This window comes from Petralouisia muris (assembly GCF_004793545.1).
In the GTDB taxonomy this organism is placed as follows: Bacteria; Bacillota; Clostridia; order Lachnospirales; family Lachnospiraceae; genus Petralouisia; species Petralouisia muris.
This window is the reverse complement of record NZ_SRYA01000038.1, coordinates 39,613-46,031: the sequence shown is the minus strand read 5'-3', so window position 1 is coordinate 46,031 and position 6,419 is coordinate 39,613. Positions and strand designations below refer to the sequence as shown.

Sequence of the window (6,419 nt, the reverse complement as noted above, 5' to 3'; positions counted from 1 at the left end):
GTTCGGTAAACTCTTGTTCTTTTTCTCTCCTCAAAAATCGCAATTTCCTATAAAGTAAAAAAAGAGCGGTGGCAAATTCCGCTCTCTCCTTCTTAGTAATATTTGATAATTTCTAAATCCTGTTTAGATTTCTCAATGGCAACTTTTTTCATTTCCTGCTCCATTTATTTAGAAGTAATATGACCCACATTTTTAATCAAAATTGAAATGCTTCCATCCGGATTGGTAATAAATTCAATACGCTCCCCATCCTGATACTGCTCCATGGGAATCTTAATTTCCACTCCGGTGTCTGTAGTCAGGTGCTGCTTCCCAAACTTTCTGGTTGTGCTTTCTGCCTGAGGTTCAATTCGAAGATCTGCTCCCATTTTGTATTTCTCCAGCTTTTCCTGAACTTCTTCCTTGTATTCTTCCTTCTCCTTAAAAACCTGATCCAGCACAAAAGGCACGTCCACTGCTCCTGTTTCCGCCAGCTGATCATGAATGATCTGCTTAGTTTCCATCTGCGCCTCAAACTGCTCCCCGTCGTTGAAATACTTCTTCTGTACTGTGTCGATGGCCCGGGTGACAATGGAAAGCTGGGATTTCGGGGACAGCGCTCCGCTGCAGTTTAAAAATAATTTTGAAAAATAATTTGTCTTTGTGCCGTTAACCTCATATTTTTTCTCCGTCAGAAAAACGGTAAAATCTGACAGGCTGATAAGAGCAGCCTCCGACAGTTTCTGGGTTTCTGTGGGAAGAATTGCCCGAAACTTAATAATTTCATTGGCGTTTCCAAATGCGTCGGACTGAGTCTGGTGAGTATAAGAAGTCCTGTAATCCATTTTCAGCAGCGCAAGATATTTTCCTGCATCTGCTTCAAACAAAACCACCACAAAATCCGCCTGAGGAATCTCAATATTCTGATTCATGATTTCGTACAGACGGGCTGCCATTTTCTGGCTGGTTTCTATAAATTTTCCCTCCTCCAGCCCTGCTTCTGCAAAGGCAGCTATCTGTTGATATACCTCCGATTCCTCTTTATGGAATTCACAGGTTTTCTTCTCATCTGTCGTTTCGATCCTGTAAATATGCTCTCGCAAAAAATCTCCAAAATCGGAACCGTAATCCAGCAGCGCATCCGAAAGTACCGGCGTTCCCACTGTGGAATCTAAAATATGCACGATGACCTTCCGAAGCCTGATTTCTCCTTTTTCCATTTCTATTCCTTTCTGGATGCTCATTGGTTACAAAAATTTAACGGTTTCCTTTTCTGACAAACCATACTGTTCCATAACAGCTTCTATTATTTTGTCTCTGCTCATCCCACGATTGCGCAATACATTTACGGTTCCGTAAATTCCCTTTCGAATCCCTTCCTGAATCCCTTTCTCTTTTCCTCTTTTCTCGTCCTCCCTCAATTCTGGTTCCATAATTTCCATCAAAACCGGACCCATATCATCCTCTCCTTTCTGCTGCTCCACCCATTTTCTATTCTCTTTCAAATACAAGATCCTTACGGTTTTCTGACAATTCCAGGTTTATAGCGGACACAAAGGCAGGACGCCATTGAATATCTTTTTCTTTTCTTCGCCCATTTTTTCCTTACTCTATCTCCAATTCCACCGGACAATGATCAGAACCAAGTATCTGCGTATGGATTTTCGCATCTTTCAGTCTGTCCTTTAAATCCTCCGACGCTACAAAATAGTCAATTCGCCACCCGGCATTTTTCTCTCTGGCTTTAAACCGGTAAGACCACCAGGAATATGTCTGTTCCAAATCAGGATAAAAATGCCTGAAGGTATCTATATAGCCATGGCTCAAAAGGTTCGAAAACTTCTCCCTTTCCTCATCGGTAAATCCGGCGTTTTTCCGATTGGTTTTAGGATTCTTCAAATCAATCTCCTGATGAGCCACATTCAAATCCCCGCAGAAAATAACAGATTTCTTCTTTTTCAGCCCATCCAGATATTGAATCATTGCCTCTTCCCATTCCATGCGGTAGGAAAGCCTGGCCAATTCATTCTGGGAATTGGGGGTATAACAGGTTACAAGGTAAAAGTCCTCATATTCCAGCGTAATGACACGGCCTTCGGAATCGTGTTCCTCTGCGCCTATTCCGTAAGCTGCTGACAACGGCTTATGTTTTGTGAAAATCGCCGTGCCGGAATAGCCTTTCTTCTGCGCATAATTCCAATAACTTTCATATTCTTTCGGCAAATCCAGGGAAATCTGCCCCTCCTGCAGCTTTGTTTCCTGAATGCAGAAAAAATCTGCATCGGCTTCCCTGAAAAAGTCCAGAAATCCTTTCTGAACACAGGCCCGCAGGCCGTTTACATTCCATGAGATAAACTTCATAAACGAAATGCTCCTTCTCTGATGATTATAATATATTTTGATTATATCATGTATCCCAGGATTTTGCAAAAACGGCCTGTAAATCTGACCGTTACGTTTCCTCTGCCGGATCGTTTCTTGAGAAAATGATTGTGAAAAATCACTTTTTTGTCCTGGCTTTTCACCGGTGTTCTCATTTCCCTTTGTGTATTCATGAACGGCCTTTTCCCATAGGCTGCAGCGTTTCTTGCCGGGTCTGTGCCGGAGCCCAGTTCATCCATAATGATAAAGCTTTCTTCGTCTGCTTCCTTGAGGATTTCCAAAACGTTTTTCCTATGAGCTGAAAAAGTAAAAGCACAGCCATACAGCTATGCTCCTAAGATCCAACAAAATACGGAAATGCCGCCTGGCATTCCCGCTGATAAATCACACATCATGATTCAGCAATTGTAAGGCGAATAAACGGCAATTGACGCTGTCTGAATATGAACAGACTTCCAGCCTGAACAAAAACAACATTTCTGTCTGGATTATCATTTATTTTTATGGTATCCTTATGGAAATCACACATTTTACCAATCAGAAAGGAACCAAAGCATGAGACGAAAAGACCGGGAAATCAAAAACACTGACGAAATTTTCTCTGTAATCAAGCAATGCAAGACCGTACACATCGCCATGGTGGATGATGGTAAGCCTTATGCCGTTGCCCTTAATTTCGGCTTTGACCGCACAGGAGACACGTTGGTTTTATATCTTCACAGCGCCATGGAAGGCCGAAAAACAGATATTTTAAAAAGAAACCCCAACATATATTTTCAGATGGACTGCAGCCATGGACTGGTTCCGGGAACCCCTGGCAATCCCTGCAGCTTTAGCTGGAATTATGACAGTGTAATGGGCTGTGGACAGGTCACCTTTCTCACCGAATCATCTCAGAAGGAACACGCCCTGAATCGAATCCTTCAATGCGCTGCCAACACGGAAGAAACATTCGAATTTCCAGAGCAAATGCTGGAAAACGTCTGTGTATGGCAAATCGCGTCAAATGATTTTACCGGTAAACGCCATAGATGAAACACCGCCATAAAATAAAGCCCGTCTCCGATCAGCCCACAACGGAAAAGATTTGTCAAATGCATTCTAAGGAACTGTCCCCTAAGGCAAATCCAAGCTTCCAATCACTTCCTTAAGGGTATCCGCCGAATGTTTCAGCAGTTCCATTTCTTCCTCATCCAAAGAAACAGGCACATGGGCTTCTACGCCGTTCATGCCCACCACTGCCGGCATACTGAGGGCGATGCCTTCCATTCCATAATTCCCATGCTGGATCGAGGATATGGGCAGGATGGATTTCTCATCCCTTACAATACATTCACAGATCCGTTTCACGGCCATGGCAATTCCGTAATAAGTGGCCCGCTTTTTGGAAATAATTTCATAGGCGCTGTCTTTTACCTTTTCAGCAATTTCATCCATTGCCTCTTCGTGGTTAAAATGGCCCCGCATTTCACAGAAATCATCCACTGGAACGCCAGACACATTTGCGCTGCTCCAGGCGGCAATTTCACTGTCTCCATGCTCGCCAATAATAAAGGCATGAACACTTCGGCTGTCCACCCGCAAATGCTCGCTGAGGACGCATTTCAGCCTTGCAGTATCAAGAACCGTTCCGGATCCCAGCACTCTCTGTTCCGGAAATCCTCCGATTTTTACCGCTGCATACGTCAAAATATCCACCGGATTGGATACCACCAGAAGAATTCCCTGAAATTCCCGTTGTGCAATTTCCGGTATAATGCTTTTATAGACGGCCACATTTTTATTTACCAGATCAAGCCTGGTTTCCTCCGGCTTCTGGTTTGCTCCCGCCGTCACAATGATAATGGCGGCGTCTGCAACATCATCATAAGTTCCGGCGTAAATTTTCATCTGCCCGGAAAAAGGAATTCCATGGGCAATATCCTTGGCCTCCCCGTCTGCCTTGTCAAAATTGGCGTCCAGAAGCACAAGTTCCGTAAAAAGCCTGCTCTGCATCAGGGTAAAGGCTATAGCAGAGCCTACGAATCCGCAGCCGATCACAGCCGCTTTTTTTGCGTTGATTTGTTTCTCCATTTTTGCTCTCGCTCCTTTTCGGGGACTGTTTCCATACTATGAAACGTTTTCATAGTATACCCTTTATGAGCGGCTGCTATTCTTTCCTGCTTTTCAATTTTTCAAACACGCTCTAATATCCTTGAGGAGGCCCGTTTCCAACGCACTTTTTCTAATTCTAGTATAAAATTCTTTTTCATCTTCGTGATGGATATACGTCCCATTTTACGACTTGTCATGAAATCGTATAAGTCATAAGAAAACTGCTCAATCGTAAAAGGTTTCGTATCTCGATCATATAAATCTATACTCATTTATGTCTCCTCACAAACCCCGTTTTTCCCCTTAAAAACTGTCCAAGTTCCATGCCGGCTCTCTACCAGTTTGTCTTTGCCGCCAGCCAGCGTTTTGGCTCCTTTTCCCACAATTCATTAAGCCAGTCAATCCCCTGTTGTATTCCTTCTTCCGAAAACTCTGTTTCTATCCTCTGCTTCTTCTCCTCCGGCGTGGCGTCGAACCCGTAAGGAGCTTCCCATGCTGTTATTTCCAACATCTGAACTCCTTTACCTTTTTCTTCCTTATCCCCTACGGGAAGCTCTTTCTTTGTAACGGCAAACCGGAAGCGAAGTCCTTCATAGCTTCCGGTAAACACCGCCTTTTTCAGATAAGGAATTGACAATACATCCTTGCGTTCTATCATGAAATTCCTCTTAATTCTATCTCTGCTTCATATCTTTTAAAATGTCAAAACAATCAAATGTGGCAAAATAGTCCTTCGGCGTTTCCGCCCGCCGGATTAACTGTATACTTCCGTCCTCTTTTAATAAAATTTCTGCTGACTTTAATTTGCCGTTATAATTGTATCCCATGGAAAATCCGTGAGCGCCGGTATCATGAATTACCAGCAAATCCCCCATATCAATCTTCGGAAGCATGCGGTCTATGGCAAACTTATCATTATTCTCACAAAGGGAACCTGTAATATCATATTTATGATCGCACACATGATTGTCTTTGCCCACTACCGTGATATGGTGATATGCCCCATACATAGCCGGCCGCATCAGATTCACAGCACAGGCGTCACAGCCTATGTACTCTTTGTGGGTATGCTTCTCATGGATGGCAGTTGTCACAAGACATCCATAAGGCCCCATCATAAAACGCCCCAGTTCTGTATAAATGGCCACATCTCCCATTCCTGCCGGTACAAGAACTTCTTCGTAAACCTTCCTTACCCCCTCACCGATGACATAAATATCATTGGGCTCCTGATCCGGACGATAGGGAATACCGATTCCACCAGACAAATTAATAAACCGAATATCCGCTCCTGTCTCTTCTTTTAACTGAACCGCCACCTTAAATAAGGTCTTTGCCAGAGTTGGGTAGTATTCATTTGTCACTGTATTGCTTGCCAGAAATGCATGGATTCCAAAATGCTTCGCACCCTTTTCCTTTAGTACTCTAAAGCCTTCAAACAACTGCTCCGTGGTAAACCCGTATTTTGCATCCCCTGGGTTGTCCATAATACTATTGCTGATTTTGAACACTCCGCCCGGATTGTAACGGCAGCTTATCGTTTCCGGAATATGCCCAATGGTTTTTTCCAGAAAATCAATATGGGTAAAATCATCTAAATTGATGATTGCTCCGATCTCATCTGCAAATTTGAATTCTGAAGCCGGCGTTGCATTGGAAGAAAACATAATATCCTTTCCACTAAAATGCAAAGCATCCGCCAGCATCAGCTCTGTCATGGAGGAACAGTCACAACCGCAGCCATATTCCTTTAAAATATTGATTAAAAATGGGTTCGGCGTTGCTTTCACTGCAAAATATTCCTTAAATCCTTGATTCCAGGAAAATGCCTCTTTTAAAGCCTTTGCATTGGCGCGTATCCCCTTTTCATCATACAAATGAAAGGGAGTGGGGTATTTCTGTACAATCTCTTTCAACTGTTCTTCTGTTACAAATGGTTCCTTTTTCATCTTACTATTTCCTTC

General features: G+C 43.2%; 9 protein-coding genes. 1 reads left to right on the top strand and 8 read right to left on the bottom strand.

Features of this window, described 5'->3' with window-relative positions; all coding sequences use genetic code 11:
• Positions 1-164: 164 nt before the first annotated feature.
• From E5329_RS17455 to E5329_RS17440, 4 genes are all read right to left on the bottom strand, one after another.
• Entirely contained in the window at positions 165-1,199 is a 1,035-nt protein-coding gene (locus E5329_RS17455) for a nucleoid-associated protein (RefSeq protein WP_135990724.1), read from the bottom strand.
• Between the two features lie 27 nt (positions 1,200-1,226).
• Positions 1,227-1,484 carry a hypothetical protein gene (locus tag E5329_RS17450; RefSeq protein ID WP_135990723.1) on the bottom strand — a complete coding sequence of 86 codons (258 nt, stop codon included), beginning with the start codon at positions 1,482-1,484 and terminating at the stop codon, positions 1,227-1,229.
• Positions 1,485-1,584: 100 nt separating this feature from the next.
• On the bottom strand, positions 1,585-2,340 hold the full coding sequence (locus tag E5329_RS17445) for an exodeoxyribonuclease III (protein ID WP_135990722.1): 756 nt from the start codon (positions 2,338-2,340) through the stop codon (positions 1,585-1,587).
• Positions 2,341-2,381: 41 nt separating this feature from the next.
• On the bottom strand, positions 2,382-2,642 hold the full coding sequence (locus E5329_RS17440) for a hypothetical protein (RefSeq protein ID WP_135990721.1): 261 nt from the start codon (positions 2,640-2,642) through the stop codon (positions 2,382-2,384).
• 274 nt (positions 2,643-2,916) lie between these two features.
• Here E5329_RS17440 and E5329_RS17435 point away from each other — a divergent pair, with 274 nt between their 5' ends.
• Positions 2,917-3,396 carry a pyridoxamine 5'-phosphate oxidase family protein gene (locus tag E5329_RS17435; RefSeq protein ID WP_135990720.1) on the top strand — a complete coding sequence of 160 codons (480 nt, stop codon included), beginning with the start codon at positions 2,917-2,919 and terminating at the stop codon, positions 3,394-3,396.
• An 81-nt stretch (positions 3,397-3,477) separates the two neighbouring features.
• On the opposite strand, the gene E5329_RS17430 is transcribed toward E5329_RS17435, so the two are convergent.
• From E5329_RS17430 to E5329_RS17415, 4 genes are all read right to left on the bottom strand, one after another.
• The gene (locus E5329_RS17430; RefSeq protein WP_135990719.1) at positions 3,478-4,434 is read right to left on the bottom strand and encodes an L-lactate dehydrogenase; all 957 of its coding nucleotides are present in this window, start codon (positions 4,432-4,434) and stop codon (positions 3,478-3,480) included.
• Between the two features lie 101 nt (positions 4,435-4,535).
• Positions 4,536-4,727, bottom strand: coding sequence for a hypothetical protein (locus E5329_RS17425; RefSeq protein WP_135990718.1), 192 nt, complete (start codon positions 4,725-4,727; stop codon positions 4,536-4,538).
• 62 nt (positions 4,728-4,789) lie between these two features.
• Positions 4,790-5,113, bottom strand: a complete 324-nt coding sequence (locus E5329_RS17420; protein ID WP_135990717.1) for a hypothetical protein — start codon at positions 5,111-5,113, stop codon at positions 4,790-4,792.
• 16 nt (positions 5,114-5,129) lie between these two features.
• Positions 5,130-6,404, bottom strand: a complete 1,275-nt coding sequence (locus E5329_RS17415) for a diaminopimelate decarboxylase (protein WP_135990716.1) — start codon at positions 6,402-6,404, stop codon at positions 5,130-5,132.
• Positions 6,405-6,419: the final 15 nt, after the last annotated feature.